13 protein-coding genes and 1 other RNA gene are annotated in these 15,283 nt (G+C 65.5%); 8 read left to right on the top strand and 6 right to left on the bottom strand.

Annotation, left to right across the window (positions count from 1 at the left end; all coding sequences use genetic code 11):
* Positions 1-2 precede the first annotated feature (2 nt).
* Both I6F36_RS28965 and I6F36_RS28960 read right to left on the bottom strand, forming a co-directional pair.
* Positions 3-344 (bottom strand): DUF6665 family protein, encoded by a 342-nt coding sequence (locus tag I6F36_RS28965; protein WP_225139092.1) that lies wholly within the window; start codon positions 342-344, stop codon positions 3-5.
* Positions 345-385: 41 nt separating this feature from the next.
* Positions 386-1,021 carry a TetR/AcrR family transcriptional regulator gene (locus I6F36_RS28960; protein ID WP_057026938.1) on the bottom strand — a complete coding sequence of 212 codons (636 nt, stop codon included), beginning with the start codon at positions 1,019-1,021 and terminating at the stop codon, positions 386-388.
* 191 nt (positions 1,022-1,212) lie between these two features.
* On the opposite strand from I6F36_RS28960, the gene I6F36_RS28955 reads away from it, so the two are divergent.
* The 4 genes from I6F36_RS28955 to I6F36_RS28940 all read left to right on the top strand — a co-directional run bounded on the left by I6F36_RS28955 (position 1,213) and on the right by I6F36_RS28940 (position 7,808).
* Positions 1,213-2,526, top strand: coding sequence for an HlyD family secretion protein (locus I6F36_RS28955; RefSeq protein WP_225172663.1), 1,314 nt, complete (start codon positions 1,213-1,215; stop codon positions 2,524-2,526).
* Positions 2,527-2,616: 90 nt separating this feature from the next.
* A complete protein-coding gene (locus I6F36_RS28950) occupies positions 2,617-4,203 on the top strand; it encodes a DHA2 family efflux MFS transporter permease subunit (RefSeq protein WP_225155362.1) in 1,587 nt (528 codons plus the stop codon).
* 349 nt (positions 4,204-4,552) lie between these two features.
* Entirely contained in the window at positions 4,553-6,352 is a 1,800-nt protein-coding gene (locus tag I6F36_RS28945) for an ABC transporter ATP-binding protein (RefSeq protein WP_225172662.1), read from the top strand.
* A gap of 55 nt (positions 6,353-6,407) precedes the next feature.
* Positions 6,408-7,808: an MATE family efflux transporter gene (locus I6F36_RS28940; RefSeq protein ID WP_225172661.1), complete on the top strand. Its 1,401-nt coding sequence runs from the start codon at positions 6,408-6,410 to the stop codon at positions 7,806-7,808.
* A gap of 31 nt (positions 7,809-7,839) precedes the next feature.
* Here the strand turns inward: I6F36_RS28940 and I6F36_RS28935 are convergent, their stop codons facing one another.
* Positions 7,840-8,583: a sulfite exporter TauE/SafE family protein gene (locus I6F36_RS28935; RefSeq protein WP_036038352.1), complete on the bottom strand. Its 744-nt coding sequence runs from the start codon at positions 8,581-8,583 to the stop codon at positions 7,840-7,842.
* Positions 8,584-8,946: 363 nt separating this feature from the next.
* Positions 8,947-10,317 carry a PLP-dependent aminotransferase family protein gene (locus tag I6F36_RS28930; RefSeq protein ID WP_225128338.1) on the bottom strand — a complete coding sequence of 457 codons (1,371 nt, stop codon included), beginning with the start codon at positions 10,315-10,317 and terminating at the stop codon, positions 8,947-8,949.
* A 49-nt stretch (positions 10,318-10,366) separates the two neighbouring features.
* Between I6F36_RS28930 and I6F36_RS28925 the strand changes: the two genes are divergently transcribed.
* Positions 10,367-10,837, top strand: coding sequence for a DUF983 domain-containing protein (locus tag I6F36_RS28925; protein ID WP_225128389.1), 471 nt, complete (start codon positions 10,367-10,369; stop codon positions 10,835-10,837).
* 67 nt (positions 10,838-10,904) lie between these two features.
* On the top strand, positions 10,905-11,618 hold the full coding sequence (locus I6F36_RS28920; protein ID WP_036028380.1) for an alpha/beta fold hydrolase: 714 nt from the start codon (positions 10,905-10,907) through the stop codon (positions 11,616-11,618).
* Positions 11,619-11,820: 202 nt separating this feature from the next.
* Here I6F36_RS28920 and rnpB read toward each other — a convergent pair.
* An RNA gene (gene rnpB, locus I6F36_RS28915) (RNase P RNA component class A) lies at positions 11,821-12,251 on the bottom strand.
* 149 nt (positions 12,252-12,400) lie between these two features.
* Between rnpB and I6F36_RS28910 the strand changes: the two genes are divergently transcribed.
* Entirely contained in the window at positions 12,401-12,754 is a 354-nt protein-coding gene (locus tag I6F36_RS28910) for a YciI family protein (protein WP_225128336.1), read from the top strand.
* Between the two features lie 139 nt (positions 12,755-12,893).
* Positions 12,894-14,123 (top strand): RNA polymerase sigma factor, encoded by a 1,230-nt coding sequence (locus I6F36_RS28905; RefSeq protein WP_225172660.1) that lies wholly within the window; start codon positions 12,894-12,896, stop codon positions 14,121-14,123.
* A gap of 123 nt (positions 14,124-14,246) precedes the next feature.
* On the opposite strand, the gene I6F36_RS28900 is transcribed toward I6F36_RS28905, so the two are convergent.
* Positions 14,247-15,107 (bottom strand): N-acetylmuramoyl-L-alanine amidase, encoded by an 861-nt coding sequence (locus I6F36_RS28900; protein WP_225128331.1) that lies wholly within the window; start codon positions 15,105-15,107, stop codon positions 14,247-14,249.
* Positions 15,108-15,283 lie beyond the last annotated feature (176 nt).

Below are 15,283 nucleotides of genomic sequence, written 5' to 3'. Positions count from 1 at the left end.
GTTCATCCGGCGGTCGGCTTCCGCGGCGCGGGTGCCAATCCCATGCAGCGCTGCACTTCACCCGGGACGTTGTAGGTGCGCATGATGTGGCGGCTGTCGCGCAATCCGGACGCCTCGCGTTGCACCACGAACATCCAAAGCGCCTGGCCGGCTTCCAGCACCAGCTTGCGCCTGGCCGGTTGCATCGCTTCCGGCACATCGGTCGCTGCGTGGGCGGCGTCGAACTCGCGCAAGCGCGACAGGCTCTGTTCGAGGGCGCGGCCCATCCGTCCAAGCGCGGAAGCCTGTTCCTGGACGATCTCGTAGTGGAGGATGTCGACCGGCGGGCGAAGATCACGAGACATGGCCGCAATATAGCCGCCCGGCCCGCAGGCGCAACGCGCGGCTACTTCGCCTTATACGCCGCCAGGAACATCCGCGTTGCGCTCTCGACCACCGCACTCATGCGCTGTTCCGACGGCGCGGGCGCCGCCTGGAACACGAAGGGCAGGAACAGCGAGGCCTTGCTGAGCTCCATGAACTGCGAGGCGGCGAGATCGCAATCGTCGATCGCGAGATCGCCCGAGGCGACACGGGCCTTCAGATAAGCGGAGAGGCTTTTGATGCTCTTGTCCAGCACGCGCGCATAGTAACGGCGGCCGACATCAGGCATGCGCTCGGCGATCGCCATCACGGTGCGGATCGCGGATCCGCCACCGGGGCGGCAGACCAGGTGAAGATAGGCGAGGCCGAACTCCTTCAGCGTGGTCTCGGCCTCGCGCTCGGGATCGAAACTGAACACGACCTGGCCATGCTGGAGCGCCTCCTGTTCGACGATGGCTTCGAACAGCGCGAATTTGTCGGCGAAATAGACGTAGAGCGTGCCCTTGGAGACCTGCGCGGCGCGGGCGATCTCGCCCATGCTGGCGCCGTCGAAGCCAAGATCCATGAACACCTTGCGGGCACCGTCCAGAATCTGGCGGCGCTTGGAATTGTCCTCGTCCGGGACGACGTGCAATTGTTCGCCGGCAGCTACAACCATTGGTTTAGGGTCTCGGAAGCTTTTTGGTTCGGATCAGGGCCATGAAACGCCAACGAAGGATTCGCGGCAGTAAGGTCTGCAGGACATAATCTCTATATTGACCGAACCGTTCGGTCAATGGTATTTGAGATCCAGCGAGGAGATCGCCCGCAACAGAGGGCGCCCTCGGTTGCGTTTGTGGGGAGGCCTGGATGGCCGCATCGAGAGACCAGACGGCTCGCGTCCTTCGCCAGGAAGCGGTGGAGGGCCAGGCGGGCGGCGATCCTGGCTCCGAGGCATCCGCACTCCCTGCCGAGCAACTGCGCCCTCATGTCGCCGAGGAGGCGAAGCGTCCGGCCCGCGAGGCGCCGGAGAGTCCGGTGACCGACAAGCCGCCGGCACCCGGGGCGGAAGCGCCCGCCGCCGCTGCGCCCAAATCCGGCAAGCGCAAATTCGTCCTGACCGGCCTCGGCCTCGCGCTCGCGTTCGCCGTTGCGGGCTATGCCGGCTATTACACGCTGGTCGGCCGCTTCTACATCTCGACCGACGATGCCTATGTCCGCGCCAACAACACCATGCTCGGCGCGCGCGTTGCCGGCCATATCTCCGCGATCCTCGCCGGCGACAACACGCCCGTCCAGGCCGGCGACATCATCTTCCGCATCGACGACGGCGATTACAGGATCGCGGTCCAAGCCGCCGCGACCAAGATCGCGACCCAGCAGACCACCATCGATCGCATCGGCCGCCAGGTCGCCGCACTCGATAGCCAGGTCGCCCAGGCCAAGGCGCAGCTCGTCTCCGCGGAAGCGGGCCTCAAGCGCGCCGACCTCGATTACGAGCGCCAGCAGGCGCTGAGCAGCAAGGGCTTTGCCTCGCGCGCCACCTTCGAAAGCTCGGAGGCCGGACGCGACCAGGGCGCCGCCGCGGTCAAGGCTGCAAAGGCCGCCTTTGAGGTTGCCGTCAGCAATGTCGACGTCGCCAGGGCGCAGCAGGCCGAAGCGCAGGCCCAGCTTGCCGAGCTCAAGACCACGCTGGCCAAGGCCGAGCGCGACCTCGGCTTCACCGCGGTGCGCGCGCCGGTCAACGGCACGTTCTCGAACCGCCTGGTCAACACCGGCGACTTCGTCGCGGTTGGCCAGCGCCTCGGCAACATCGTGCCGCTGGACGAGGTCTATATCGACGCGAATTTCAAGGAGACGCAGCTCAAGCGCATCCGCCCGGGACAGCCGGTGACGATCAAGGTCGATGCCTATGGCATGCGCAAGTTTTCCGGCGTGGTCGACAGCATCGCGGCCGGCGCGGGTTCGGTATTCACGCTGCTGCCGCCTGACAACGCCACCGGCAATTTCACCAAGATCGTGCAGCGCGTGCCGGTCCGCATTCGCGTGCCCAAATCGGTGGCGAAGCAGAACCTGCTCCGCGCCGGCATGTCGGTCTACGCCACCGTCGACACCAACAAGGGCGCCGCCGACGCCGACAGCGAGGTCGACCTCGACCATCCCACCGCGGTTCATCCGCAGTAGGGACGATGACATGAGCCGCGCCGCTGCCCCGAATGCAGGTGCGCTCCCTCTCCCGCTTGCGGGAGAGGTGAGATGAGTCCGAGCTGACACATGGCCACCGCCACCACCGCTTCACCTGCCATGATGGCGGATCCCGCTTCGGAGCGCATTGCGCCGAAGCGGCTGTTCGCGTTCATCATCATGGTGTTCGGGATGTTCATGTCGATCCTGGACATCCAGATCGTCTCGGCCTCGTTGAACGAAATCCAGGCCGGACTGTCGGCGAGCTCCAGCGAGGTGTCCTGGGTTCAGACCGCCTATCTGATCGCCGAGGTGATCGCGATCCCGCTGTCGGGCTTCCTGTCGCGCGCCTTCGGCACGCGGCTGCTGTTCGCGATCTCGGCGGCAGGCTTCACGGCCGCAAGCCTGCTTTGCGGCTTCGCCACGACGATCGAGGAGATGATCCTCTGGCGTGCGCTGCAGGGCTTTCTCGGCGCCGGCATGATCCCGACCGTGTTCGCCTCGGCCTACACCGTCTTTCCGCGCACGAAATTCCACATCGTCGGCCCTATCATCGGGCTCGTCGCGACGCTGGCCCCGACCATCGGGCCGACGGTCGGCGGCTACATCACCGACCTGATGTCGTGGAACTGGCTGTTCTTCATCAACGTCGTGCCCGGCATCGGCATTACATTGGGTGTGCTGGCGCTGGTCGATTTCGACGAGCCGCATTTCGAATTGCTCGACCGCTTCGACTGGTGGGGCCTGCTGTTCATGGCGAGCTTCCTCGGCACGCTGGAATACGTGCTGGAGGAAGGATCCCAACATCAATGGATGCAGGACACGTCGGTCGCGATCTGCGCCTGGATCAGCGGTCTCTCGGCCATCGCCTTCTTCTGGCGCGTGTTCACGGCGGCCGAGCCGATCGTCAATCTGCGTACCTTCTCCGACCGCAATTTCGCCGTCGGATGCACGCTGCAATTCTGCATCGGCATCGGCCTCTACGGCCTGACCTACATCTACCCGCGCTATCTCGCCGAAGTGCGCGGCTACAGCGCGCTGATGATCGGCGAGACCATGTTCGTCTCCGGCATCACCATGTTCCTGGTCGCGCCGCTGGTCGGCCGGCTCATGGCGAAGGTCGACATGCGCTACATGATCGCATTCGGCCTCATCGTGTTCGCGATCGGCTCCTACCAGATGACCTTTATCACGCGCGAATACGATTTCTACGAGCTGCTGGTACCGCAGATCCTGCGCGGCATCGGCATGATGTTCGCGATGGTGCCGACCAACAACATCGCGCTCGGCACGCTCGCGCCCGAGAAGGTGAAGAACGCGAGCGGCCTGTTCAACCTGATGCGCAATCTCGGCGGCGCGGTCGGCCTCGCCGTCATCAACACCGTGCTCAACGAACGCACCGACCTGCACATCGTCCGCCTGCAGGAGCGGGTGACCTGGGGCAACGCGACCGCGACTGAAACCCTGACCATGTTGATGCAGAAGTTCCAGGGGCTCGGCGATTCCGCGCTGATGGCGATGAAGCAGCTCAGCCAGATCGTGCATCGTCAGGCCGTGGTGATGAGCTTCGGCGATGTCTTCCTCATGCTGGCGCTGTTCTATCTCGGTCTCAGCCTGCTGGTCGCGCTGCTGAACAAGCCGGCTTCCCCGTTCGGCGCGGCCGGCGACGCGCACTAATTTGCAACACTCGTGCGTGATCTCGCGCGAGCCCCGTTGCAATCGGCTGGCGACACATCTATAAAGCGCACCTCATTCATTCGAACCGGGGAGAGATTTGCATGATGTCGTCGCAATCGCAGATCGTACGCCCGCGCTCGATGATGACCTCGATCACGTTCTGGCTCGGTATGTACGCGGCCTGTTAGAGGCCTCTTCCGCCAGCTTCGATTGGGCCAAGGTTTTGGCCAAGCGTCCCGATCGCTTCGTTTCCCAAGTCAAAGTCAGTCTTACGTGACGCCGTCGCGGCCTTTGGGCCGACTCGCGTCCATCGATGGAGCCGGCCCGCGCGAAGCGGCCGGATGATGCCATGACCGCTCTGTCAAAGAAGCCCGCCGCCATTCGCGTGGTGCTGCCCTTCGTCTTCCGGCACTGGCTGAAGCAGCCGGTGCGCGGCCTCGTCGTGGCCGGCGGCCTGTTGGGCGCAACCGTCGCCGACCTGTTCATGCCGGTCTTCTCCGGACATCTGGTCGATGCGTTGACCCGCGGACCGTCCGATCCCGATGCGCGCCATGCCGCGCTGGTCGCGTTCGGCGCCATCGTGGCGCTGGGCGCGGCCTCGGTGGTGCTGCGGCTCGCAGGGTTGCAGGCGATCGTGCCGTTCACGCTCAAAACCATGTCGGACGTCGCACAAGAGGCATTCACCCGCGTGCAGCGCTTCTCGACCGACTGGCATGCGAACTCCTTTGCCGGCTCCACGGTGCGGAAGATCACTCGCGGCATGTGGGCGCTCGACCTGCTCAACGACACCATCCTGATGGCGCTGGCGCCCTCGCTGCTGGTGCTGGTGGGCTCGGTGATCCTGATCGGGATGCACTGGGCCTCGCTCGGCGTGGTGATCGCGATCGGGGCGATCTTCTACGTCACGATCACGGTGGTGCTCTCGACCCGCTACATCGCGCCGGCGGCCCGCGTCTCCAATGCCTGGGACACCAAGGTCGGCGGCACGTTGGCGGATGCGCTGACCTGCAATGCCGTGGTGAAATCCTTCGGCGCGGAGTCGCGCGAGGACACGCGGCTCGCCGGTGTCATCAACCGCTGGCGCGTGCGCGTGCGGCGGACCTGGTACCGCTATAATTACACGGCGATGTCGCAGCTCTCGCTGCTGCTGTGCCTGCGCGCGTCCGTGATCGGCGGATCGGTGCTGCTGTGGATGTCAGGTCACGCCTCGCCCGGCGACGTCACTTATGTGCTGACCAGCTACTACATCATCCACGCCTATTTGCGCGACGTCGGCATGCACATCAACAACCTCCAGCGCTCGGTCAACGACATGGACGAGCTGGTGGCGATCCATGACGAGCCGATCGGCATTGCCGATGCGGCCGACGCGCGGCCGATCGCGATCGAGGGCGGCGAGATCGTGTTCGACGACGTCACGTTCCACTATGGCGGCCATCGCGTGCCGCTGTACGACGGCTTGTCGGTCAGGATCCGCGCCGGCGAGCGGGTCGGCCTGGTCGGCCGCTCCGGCTCCGGCAAGACCACCTTCGTCAAGCTGGTGCAGCGGCTCTACGACGTCACCGGCGGCCGCGTGCTGATCGACGGGCAGGATATCGCGCTCGCCACGCAGCAATCGCTGCGCAGCCAGATCGCGATCGTGCAGCAGGAGCCGATCCTGTTTCACCGCACGCTCGCCGAGAACATCGCCTATGGCCGGCCCGGTGCCAGCCTTGACGCGATCGAGCAGGCGGCCCGCCTCGCCAACGCGCATGACTTCATCCTGCGCCTGCCGAAGGGCTACGGCACGCTGGTCGGCGAGCGCGGCGTCAAGCTGTCGGGTGGCGAGCGGCAGCGCGTCGCGCTGGCGCGCGCCTTCCTGGCGGATGCGCCGGTGCTGATCCTGGACGAGGCGACCTCGAGCCTCGATTCGGAATCGGAGGCGCTGATCCAGGAGGCGATGGAGCGACTGATGAAGGGGCGCACCTCGATCGTGATCGCGCACCGGCTGTCGACGGTGAGGAGCCTCGATCGCATCCTGGTGTTCGACCGCGGCGAGATCGTCGAGCAGGGCACGCATACGGTGCTCGCAGCCAAGCAAGGGGGCATCTATCGCGGCCTGTTCGAGCGTCAGGTGGTGGAGCTCGGACAGATCGCAGCAGCGGAGTGAGGCGCGCGGCGGCGGGGCGAAGTCCCGCCGTCACGGCGTCGAGGGATGGAATGAGATGAAAGACCTGACGCGCGGCTCCATCGCTAGCCACATCCTGAGCATGGCGCCGCCGATCATGGCCGGCATGATCTCGATCATGATCTGCCAGCTGGTCGATCTCTACTTTGTGTCGGGGCTGGGCGATGCCGCAGTGGCAGGCGTGGCCGCGGCGGGCAATGCCGGCTTTCTCGTCAACGGCCTGATACAGGTGCTCGGCGTTGGGACGGTGGCGCTGATTGCGCATGCGGTGGGACGCAAGGACCGGCGGGACGCCAATCTGATCTTCAATCAGGCGGTCGCGCTGTCGGTGCTGTTCGGCCTGCTGACCCTGGTCACGGGAGCGGTGCTGTCGCGTCTTTACATGCGTTCGATCGCCGCTGACCAGGCCACGATCGAGGCGGGGACCACTTATCTGGTGTGGTTCATGCCGGCGCTCGCGCTGGAATTCGTCATGCAAGTCATTGCCTCCGCGCTCAGCGCGACCGGCATCGTGCGCCCCGCCATGTTGGTGCGGGTCCTTGCCGTCATCATCAACATTGCACTGGCGCCGGTCCTGATCTCCGGCTGGGGCACCGGTTATCCGCTCGGTGTCGCCGGCGCCGGACTGGCGAGCACGATCGCGGTGGGCGCCGGCGTCCTGATGCTGCTGGCGTATTTTCGCAAGGTCGAGCGCTACGTTGCATTCAATCCGGTGCAGTGGCGTCCGCAACCACGCCACTTCAAGCGCATCCTCAATGTCGGTCTGCCGGCCGGCGGCGAGTTCGCAATGATGTTCATCTTCATGGCGGTAGTCTACTACGTGCTGCGCGACTTCGGCGCGGCGGCACAGGCAGGATTCGGTATCGGTCAGCGCGTCCTCGCCCTCATCCAGATGCCGGCGCTCGCGGTTGCACTGGCGGCCGGGCCGATCGCCGGCCAGAATTTCGGCGCTGGCGACGCCGCGCGCGTGCGAGAGACTTTCGTCAAATCGGTGCTGATCACCTCCATCGTGGCGGTCGGCTTCATGATCCTCGCGCAGCTGAAGCCGGAGCTGCTGCTGGCCGGATTCTCGAACGATCGGGCGACGATGGAGGTCGCCTTCCTGTTCCTGCGGATCATCTCGCTCAACATGGTGGCGCAGGGCCTCATCTTCACCTGCTCCAGCATGTTCCAGGGCCTCGGCAACACCAAGCCTGTGCTGCTGAGCTCGCTCACGCGCGTGTTCACCTATTCGGTGCCGGTGCTCTGGCTGTCGACGCGGCCCGGATTCCGCATCGAGCACGTCTGGTATCTTTCGATCGCGGCGACGACGCTGCAGGCCGGCTTGAGCTTGTGGCTGCTGCGCCGCGAGTTCGGCAAGCGCTTCGCGCCGCGGGACCAGGCCGCGGAGACGGTGGAAGCCAAGCCGGTCGCGCCTTCCGCCCGTGCTCCCGCGTAGCGAAAGTGACCTCCCGCGAGTTCGCGGCGCTTTAATGCGCGCCAAGGCTGTTCCAGACGAGCGTGAGGCCCGACAGAAACAAGAGGCCGAGCACGACATCGCCGAAATGCTTGTCGTTCAGCGCATGGTAGACGCGCGCGCCCGCCCATGCGCCGATCAGCGTGCCCGGAAACGCGACGGCCGCGAGCCAGACCACCTTGAGGGCGACGAGACCTGATGCCGTCTGCAACACCAGCGCGGTGGCGAGCACCGTGAAGTTAAAGAGTTGGAAGATGCCGCGCCGCTCGTGCTTGTTCCAGCCGCGGATGTTGGCCCACAGGATCGGCAGCGGGCCGGACAATCCGGCAAGTCCGCCCAGAATGCCGCCGGCAAAGCCGATCGCACCGTCTGCGATCCGGCCGCCGATCTTGATCGCGAGCGGCCTCTTGTTCAGATACAGTGCGCTCGAAAAGATCAGGATCAGCACGCCGACGCTCAGCCTGAACACCTCCGGGTCCGCGGAGGCGACCATCATGGTCCCGAGCGGCACGCCAATCAGTCCACCGATCAGGAACGGCCAGACCAGCGAGAGATCGAAATTCTTCCACATCGAGGGCAGCGTCGAGGTCTGCGCGATGACCGAGCAGATCAGCACCAGGGGCACCGCGAGCGAGGGCGGCAGCACGTAGAGCCAGATGCCGAGTGCCATCAGCGCCGTGCCGAAGCCGGCCAGTCCCGAGACGAAGCCGCCGGCGAGCGCGCCGAGCAGCAGCAGGACGTAGGTGAGCGTTTCCAACGGATTGTCCTTGTCGCAAGCGGCGCCCCCGAACGGTTGATCGCACGGCTCGCATAACATGCCTGCCGCCATCGAGGTCAATCCATGCCGCATGCAAGCGTGCTCTGCGGGCGCTTCACCGTCGGTGATCTAAAGTGCGATGAATATAGCTCGATTGCTACGAGGGAGGTGCGCTCCCTCTCCCGCTTGCGGGAGAGGGTTGGGAGAGGGTGTCTCCACAACGGGACAATCCCCAAGAGGAGAAAGCCCTCACCCGCGCCTTCGGCAAAGCCGAGGCTTCGCCTCGGCGTTCTTGGAGGACGGCCGCCGAAGGCGGCCTATGCTCTCTCGCAAGCGGGAGAGGTGAAGGAAACCATTTCCGCTTTAGACGATCTGCCTCGTATCGGCAGGCTTGTGCAGCGCGCCGACCAGGATACGCAGCGCTTCCGTCAATTCCGATCTGTTTCGGGCCGCGCCGAGCGAGACGCGTGCCGCATGCGGCGGTGCCCCGTCGACGGTGAAGGCATCGCCGGCGACGACCGCAAGCCCGTTCCGCAGCAGATGTGCCGCGACGTCGGGGCGTCCTTCCGGCAGCCGCAGCCAGAGATGATGCGCCGCGGGCCTGGCGAGGAACTGAAAGCCTTTCAGCGCGCGTTGCGCGAGCTGCTGGCGCCCGACCGCTTCGTTGCGGATGGCGCTGATGATGCGATCGGCGATGCCGTTTTCGATCCAATGCGTCACCAGCGCGACCATCAAGGGCGCCGGCATTTGCACGGTCGCCTGCAAGGAGGTGCGCATGTCCCGCTGGGCGCCGCTGTCGGGCGTCACCAGATAGGCAACACGCAGCGCCGGCGCGATGCATTTTGACAGCGTCGTTGCAAGATAAGTCCGCTCCGGAATGAGGTTCGCGATCGGCGAGGCCGAGCGGTCGAGCAGCCCGTAGGCATCGTCCTCGATCAGGATGGTGCCGGCATCGCGGATGATCTTCGCAATAGTGCCGCGCCGCTCGGCGGAAAGCGTCGCCGTGGTCGGATTGTGCAGCGTCGGAATGAGATAGACGGCTTTCGGCGTATGCACGCGGCACGCCTTTGCCAGCGCATCCGGCAGGATGCCGTCCTCATCCATGGGGACACCGACGAGCTTGACACCGAGCAGTGCCGCGGCGGCCTTGATGCCGGGGAAGGTGAGCGCTTCGGTCAGCACGGTGTCGCCGGGCCGCGCAAGATGGGCGAGCAGGTTGAAGAGGATCGTCTGAGCGCCGGGAAAGATCACCAGCCGGTCGGCCTGTGCATGCGGAACGCGGGTGCGCATCCAGCGCGCCGCGACCTCGCGCTCATGCGCGCTGCCGCCGGGCGGCTGGTAGTTGAGATACGCCGTCAGGCCCGATTGCGCGCGGAGGGCTTCGAGCCCGGCGATGATGCGCTCGTCGAGCTGCGCCTCCAGCGGGTGCGGCGGCACGTTCATCGACAGGTCGATCGCGACCGGGTGCGGCAGGTCAACCGCGCGCCGCGCGCTGGTCTCCGAGACGAACGAGCCCTGTCCGACCCTGGCTTCCATGATGCCGCGGCGCCGCGCCTCGGTGTAGGCGCGCGTCACCGTGGTGAGGTCGATGCCGAGGGCCTTTGCCAGGGCGCGCTGCGTCGGCAGCTGCTGACCACGCACCAGCCTGCCGGCGGCAATGTCGGCCTCCATGGCGTCGACGATGCGCTGGTAGCGCGGGCCCGAAAGCTCCGAGATTGCAGGGATCCATTCCATGCAATTTGGCCCCATAACCTTTGAATGTATGGATGCAAGATACTATTGTATGGATCATCGAAAAGGAAGAGGTGTGGTCATGTCTGTCTCTCCGGCGGCGGTCTCTCTGGCCAAGGCGATGTGGCGCGGTTTCAGCGGCAAATGCCCGAATTGCGGAGAAGGGCACATGTTCGGCCGCTTCCTGAAAGTGACGCAGGCTTGCGACCATTGCGGCGAGGAGCTCTTCCACCAGCGCGCAGACGACTTTCCTGCCTATCTCGTGATGGTCGTGGTGGGCCATCTCGTGGTGCCGGCAATCCTCGCGGTCGAGACCGCCTACGCGCCGCCGGAATGGCTGCAGCTCGCGGTGTGGCTGCCGGTGACGCTGTTCGCCTCACTCGCGCTGCTGCAACCGACCAAGGGCGCCATCGTCGGCCTGCAATGGCAACTCGGCATGCATGGTTTCGAGGCGGGCAAGCTGCGGCGCGAGGCGGGCGAGCTTGCGCCGGTGTTGGCCAAGGTAGACACGCGCGCCACCTGAGGCGGCGTTTACATTGCGCGGCCGGCCGCTACACTCCATCGTACCAAGCAAGAACGATGGAAACGCCATGGCCCCGCGCGCGAAGACCTTCCTGCTCTGTCATGGCGCATGGTCCGGCGGATGGGCCTGGAAGAAGATGCACCCGCTGATGGCGCAGGCCGGCCACCGCCTGGTGGCGCCGACCTATACGGGCCTCGGAGAGCGCGCGCATCTGGCCAATCCTTCGGTCGATCTCGACACCCATATCCAGGACATCCTCAACGTCATCGCGTTCGAGGATCTCAGCGACATCGTGCTGCTCGGGCACAGCTATGGCGGCATGGTTGCGACCGGCGTCGCCGACCGTGCGCGCGAGCGCGTAACGGAACTGATCTATCTCGACGCCTTCGTGCCGCGTGACGGCCAGTCGCTGTTCGACCTCAACGAGGGCGGGCGCGAGCCGATGCGCAAGGCAGTCAGCTCGGGCGACGGCTATCGCATCCCGCCGAACCCGCCGCCGCCGGACACCTCGCCGGCCGATCTCGACTGGCTCAATGCGCGCCGCGTCCCGATGCCGATCAAGTGCTTCGAGACGCGCCTGAGGCTCGAACATGGCGAGCCGGCGATGCCGCGCAGCTATATCTATTGCACGCGCCTTCCGCCCGGCGATGTGTTCGGGCAGTTTGCCAGGCGCACGAAGAGCGAGAAGGGCTGGCGCTATGTCGAGCTCGACGCCAGCCACGCGCCGAATGTGACGGCGCCCGAGGCGTTGATGGCGGTGTTGGACGAGATCGTCGCATAGGTCGCAGCCGTCATTCCGGGGCGTGCGCAGCACGAGCTACGATGCGCAATTGCGCATCTGAGAATCCATTTCTCCTCCGCGCCGGCCGCCTGATGGATTCCGGGCTCTCGCTTCGCGAGCCCCGGAATGACGGCGGTTGGCTGGCGAGGTGATCGGCCAAAATGGTGAGGGGTCCGATGCGTTGGCACCGAACCCCTCGTCGCACATCAGCCGGCCTGTAAGCCGGGTTCTGTAGGGCACCGTCCGCTTGCGCGAACGATACGTGACGGCCATTCCTCTGGGACCATGTTTGCACACGGCCTCGAGCAACCTACCCGGACGGCGGGCCTGACATCGCCCCGCGGCGTTATCGCTTTCGCGAACAGCCCGCTTAAGCCGTCCCTATTCGGTTTTGCTCCCGGTGGGGTTTGCCATGCCGGCTCCGTTGCCGGACCCGCGGTGCGCTCTTACCGCACCTTTTCACCCTTACCGCGCCGAAGCCCCGAAGGGCGAAGGCGGGCGGTTCATTCTCTGTGGCACTTTCCCTGGGGTCACCCCCGCCGGACGTTATCCGGCACCGCATGTCAAGGGAGCCCGGACTTTCCTCCCCGGCGGCCTTTCGGCACCTGCCGGAGCGGCCGTCCGGCCGACTGACTGATAACGCATGGGGCATTTATGACGGTTTCGTCAAGCCGATATCGCCGCGCACGGCTCGCCCGAAATATTTTATCCTGAAGATGTCGTTTGGCGCGCCGCCCGTTCGACTGGTTGTCGGCAACACAGCCGAACACAGGAGTGAAGCAATGCAATATCTGCTGATGATCTATCAGAACGAGGTCGAGTACGCGAAGATCGACGCGGCGACCAGCCAGAAGATCCTGGCCGACTATCAATCCTTCACGCAAGAGATCATCCAGAACGGCAATTTCAAGGCCGGCGACCGCTTGCAGCCGACCACGACCGCGACAACGGTGCGCGTGCGCGACGGAAAGACGCTGACGACCGATGGTCCGTTCGCGGAAACGCGCGAGCAACTCGGCGGCTATTACCTGATCGAAGCCAAGGATCTCAACGCCGCCATCGAGATCGCGGCGCGGATTCCGAGCGCACGCATCGGCTCGATCGAGGTGCGGCCGATCTGGGTCTATGAGAAGTGACGGCTCTCTCACCTTCGTCATTCCGGGATGCGCCGCAAGGCGCAGGCCCGGAATCCATATCCCCGAATCGTGGTTATGGATTCCGGGCTCGCGGCTTTGCCGCGCCCCGGAATGACGAGAGGGGGGGTGATCGCGTGACATGACCCCTGGCGAGATCGACAAAATCTTCCGCGACGAGGCGGGGCGGGCGCTAGCCACGCTGATCCGTCTCGTCCGCGATTTCGATCTCGCCGAGGACGCGCTGCAGGATGCGTTCGCGGTCGCGCTGGAACGCTGGGCGTGTGAGGTCCCCGACAATCCGCGCGCCTGGCTCGTCAACGTCGCCAAGCATAAGGCGATCGATCGCATCCGCCGTCAGGCTGTCTTCCGCGGCAAGCAGCAGGCGATGGTGCACGAGCTCGAGCTCAACGCGCTGGGCCCGGACGAGCCGACCGCAACGCTCGACGACGACATGCTGCGGCTGATCTTCACCTGCTGCCATCCCGCGTTCGCGCCCGAGGTCCAGGTCGCACTGACGCTGCGCACCGTGTGCGGACTGTCGACGGCGCAGGTGGCACGCGCCTTCCTCGTCGGCGAGGAGGCGATGGCGCAGCGGCTCGTCCGTGCCAAGCAGAAGATCAGGCTTGCCGGCATCCCCTATGAGGTGCCGGAACGCGAGATGCTGGCGCCGCGGCTCGATGGCGTGCTCGCCGTGGTCTATCTCGTCTTCACCGAAGGCTATGTCGCAACCGAGGGCGCGGACTTGATGCGGCCTGATCTGGCGAGCGAAGCCATCCGGCTTGGCCGCCTGCTGAACCGGCTGATGCCCGACCGCGCCGGCATCAAGGGCCTGCTGGCCCTGATGCTGCTGCACGACGCGCGCCGCGCCGGGCGACAGACGCCGGCCGGCGACATCGTCCTGCTCGAAGAGCAGGACCGCTCGCTGTGGCACCGCGCGCAGATCGACGAGGGGCTGCGGCTGGTGGAGCACGCGCTGCGCGTGCCGGGCCGGCCACAACCCTATGCGGTGCAGGCCGCGATCGCGGCGCTGCATGCGCGTGCGCCGAGCTTCGAGGAAACCGACTGGCCGCAGATTGCGGGGCTGTACGAGGTGCTGCTGCGCATCAATCCGTCGCCCGTGATCGAGCTCAATCACGCCGCGGCGCTGTCGATGGTCGATGGGCCGGCACGAGCGCTCGATCTCGTCGATGCGATCGCCGCGCGCGGCGGGCTTCGCGGCTATGAGCTGTTGCCCGCCGTGCGCGCGGATCTGTTGCGGCGGCTCGGCAGGACGGAGGAGGCGCGCGAGGCCTATCGTGCGGCGACGGTGGCGACGCAGCTCGAGCCGTTGCGAAGGCTCTATGCGCGAAGGATGAGGGAGATGGATTGAGTTTCCGTCATGGCCGGGCTTGTCCCGGCCATCCACGTTCGTCATGCGTGGAGGCAGGACGTGGATGCCCGGGACAAGCCCGGGCATGACGGAGCAAGAGGTCACATTCTCGGAAGACGTCTGCTATGTCGACGCCACCGGCGTTCCTTCCGCCGGCAGGCTCGACAGCAGCGCCTGTAAGGTCGACAGCGTCGAGTGATCGGCGACGCCGTCCAGCCGCGCCGGGCGGAAATGGCGCTGGAAGGCGGTGACGACTTCCATCGTCGCAGCGTCGTACTTGCCGTTCAGGGGCACGCCATAGCCGTATCTTGCCAGCGCCTGCTGCATGCTCAGCACCGCGTCGCTGATGGTGCCGAGCATGAGAGTCTCGCCGCGGACAATCGGCGCGGGCGTCACCCAGTGGCCGACGCCGGAATTGGCCAGCGAATGCCACGGAAATTTCTCGCCGGGATCCTTCTTGCGGGCGGGCGCGACGTCGGAATGGCCGAGCACCCGGTGCGCCGGCACCTTGCGGCGGAGCATGATGCCGCGGCACAGCGCGATCACGGCGGCAATCTGGCGCAGCGGAAACTCAGGATAGCCCCAGTCATGGCCGCGATTGATGATCTCGATGCCGATCGAACAGGAGTTGATGTCGTCCTCGCCGGCCCAGGAGGAGACGCCCGCGTGCCAGGCACGCTTGGCCTCAGGCACGCATTGCACGATGCGGCCGTCCTCCAGCACGACATAATGCGCCGACACTTCGGTGCCGGCGGTGCAGAGGCGCGCCAGCGCGCCTTCGACATCGGGCATACCGGTGTAGTGCAGCACGATCATGTCCGGCTGCCGTCCCTTGCTGCGCTCGCCATGGTTCGGGGAGGGGATGATGTCGGAGACGATCGAGGAATCGGGCTCGAAGGTGCGCAGGCCCGCCACGGTCTTGGGAACCGGGAGAACGCGGTGACGCTTCGAATCAGATCCAGGCGTGGACGAACCCGAGGGCATGAGCAGCTCAATGGACGGAGAGTGGGGCAAGCCCTTCTCTTTACTATTCCTTTACCCTCCATCGCGCGCAATTGCGCGGCGCGGTTAACGGATTCATTTTGGCAATGTGTGTGGATGACGCATCACTCCATCGTCACCTTTTCCACTTGTCACGAACCGAGCAACGCTTTCTTAAC

This window comes from Bradyrhizobium sp. BRP19 (genome assembly GCF_020194195.1).
GTDB classification, from domain to species: domain Bacteria; phylum Pseudomonadota; class Alphaproteobacteria; order Rhizobiales; family Xanthobacteraceae; genus Bradyrhizobium; species Bradyrhizobium yuanmingense.
Note: the sequence above shows the minus strand (reverse complement) of the source record. Positions and strands in the feature narration are given on the sequence as shown.

Bases quoted from the DNA above. Each gene is read 5' to 3' on its own strand.
- I6F36_RS28965 (WP_225139092.1), bottom strand. From the start codon at position 344: ATGTCTCGTGATCTTCGCCCGCCGGTCGACATCCTCCACTACGAGATC.
- I6F36_RS28960 (WP_057026938.1), bottom strand. From the start codon at position 1,021: ATGGTTGTAGCTGCCGGCGAACAATTGCACGTCGTCCCGGACGAGGAC.
- I6F36_RS28955 (WP_225172663.1), top strand. From the start codon at position 1,213: ATGGCCGCATCGAGAGACCAGACGGCTCGCGTCCTTCGCCAGGAAGCG.
- I6F36_RS28950 (WP_225155362.1), top strand. From the start codon at position 2,617: ATGGCCACCGCCACCACCGCTTCACCTGCCATGATGGCGGATCCCGCT.
- I6F36_RS28945 (WP_225172662.1), top strand. From the start codon at position 4,553: ATGACCGCTCTGTCAAAGAAGCCCGCCGCCATTCGCGTGGTGCTGCCC.
- I6F36_RS28940 (WP_225172661.1), top strand. From the start codon at position 6,408: ATGAAAGACCTGACGCGCGGCTCCATCGCTAGCCACATCCTGAGCATG.
- I6F36_RS28930 (WP_225128338.1), bottom strand. From the start codon at position 10,317: ATGGAATGGATCCCTGCAATCTCGGAGCTTTCGGGCCCGCGCTACCAG.
- I6F36_RS28925 (WP_225128389.1), top strand. From the start codon at position 10,367: ATGGATCATCGAAAAGGAAGAGGTGTGGTCATGTCTGTCTCTCCGGCG.
- I6F36_RS28920 (WP_036028380.1), top strand. From the start codon at position 10,905: ATGGCCCCGCGCGCGAAGACCTTCCTGCTCTGTCATGGCGCATGGTCC.
- I6F36_RS28910 (WP_225128336.1), top strand. From the start codon at position 12,401: ATGCAATATCTGCTGATGATCTATCAGAACGAGGTCGAGTACGCGAAG.
- I6F36_RS28905 (WP_225172660.1), top strand. From the start codon at position 12,894: ATGACCCCTGGCGAGATCGACAAAATCTTCCGCGACGAGGCGGGGCGG.
- I6F36_RS28900 (WP_225128331.1), bottom strand. From the start codon at position 15,107: ATGCCCTCGGGTTCGTCCACGCCTGGATCTGATTCGAAGCGTCACCGC.